General features: G+C 54.2%; 1 rRNA gene. It reads right to left on the bottom strand.

Annotated elements, in window-relative coordinates:
• Window positions 1-1,535, bottom strand: a 23S ribosomal RNA gene (locus HMPREF3120_RS10500); the annotation flags it as partial.
• Between the last annotated feature and the right edge of the window lie 47 nt (window positions 1,536-1,582).

Below are 1,582 nucleotides of genomic sequence, written 5' to 3'. Positions count from 1 at the left end.
TGGGTGGTTAGTATCACCGCTTCGATACTGGGCGCGTATATACGGGTACGGGAATATCAACCCGTTGACCATCGACTACGCCTGTCGGCCTCGCCTTAGGACCCGACTCACCCTGGGAAGACGAACTTGACCCAGGAACCCTTAGTCATTCGGCGGATACGATTCTCACGTATCATTCGTTACTCATGCCTGCATTCTCACTCGCGTGCAGTCCACCGCTTCTTCCGATACGGCTTCACCCCACACACGACGCTCCCCTACCCATAGTAAAAACTATGCCGCGGCTTCGGCGGTGTGCTTGAGCCCCACTACATTGTCGGCGCAGAACCACTCGACCAGTGAGCTATTACGCACTCTTTCAAGGATGGCTGCTTCTAAGCCAACCTCCTGGCTGTCTTCGCGATCCCACATCCTTTTCCACTTAGCACACCCTTAGGGGCCTTAACCGGCGATCTGGGCTGTTTCCCTCTCGACTATGAAGCTTATCCCCCACAGTCTCACTGCAATGCTCAAACTTCAACCGGCATTCGGAGTTTGGCTGACGTCACTAAGATGATAGTCCCGCTCGGCCATCCAGTAGCTCTACCTCCGGTAAGCACACATCACGCTGCACCTAAATGCATTTCGGGGAGAACCAGCTATCACGGAGTTTGATTGGCCTTTCACCCCTACCCACAGCTCATCCCCTCAGTTTTCAACCTAAGTGGGTTCGCGCCTCCACAACCTCTTACAGCTGCTTCACACTGGCCATGGGTAGATCACCCCGCTTCGGGTCCAGGACATGCCACTTGACACCCTCTTAGGATTCGCTTTCGCTACGACTACCCCACACTCGGGTTAACCTCGCGACATGCCGCTGACTCGCAGGCTCATTCTTCAAAAGGCACGCCATCACACACAAACGGTGCTCTGACGGATTGTAAGCGCATGGTTTCAGGAACTCTTTCACTCCCCTCCCGGGGTACTTTTCACCATTCCCTCACGGTACTTATTCACTATCGGTCACACTGGGTATTTAGGCTTACCGGGTGGTCCCGGCAGATTCACAGCAGATTTCACGAGCCCGCTGCTACTCGGGGAAAACATGATCAGACAACATATGCAACGCCTTCACGTACGGGGCTAATCACCCGCTCCGGCACGCCATCCCAGACGTTTCCGCTAACGCACACACACCATCTTGCGGTCAGGTAGCCCGCAACGATCACACCCCACAACACCGCACACGCAACCCCTACCCAGGTATCACACGCACACGGTTTAGCCTCATCCGCTATCGCTCGCCACTACACACGGAATCACAAATTGTTTTCTTCTCCTGTGGGTACTGAGATGTTTCACTTCCCCACGTCACCTCCACACAGGCTATGCATTCACCTGCAGGTAACACCACACAACTGGTGTTGGGTTTCCCCATTCGGACATCCTCGGATCAACGCACTGTTGGCAACTCCCCGAGGCTTAACGCAGCCTCACACGTCCTTCATCGGCCCAGCATGCCAAGGCATCCACCATACGCCCGTAACACAAAACAACAATTACGGTCGCTACAAAAAACTGTAGACACTCAACAAACAAAAAT

Source organism: Corynebacterium sp. HMSC11D10 (assembly GCF_001806995.1).
Lineage (GTDB): Bacteria > Actinomycetota > Actinomycetes > Mycobacteriales > Mycobacteriaceae > Corynebacterium > Corynebacterium coyleae.
Note: the sequence above shows the minus strand (reverse complement) of the source record. Positions and strands in the feature narration are given on the sequence as shown.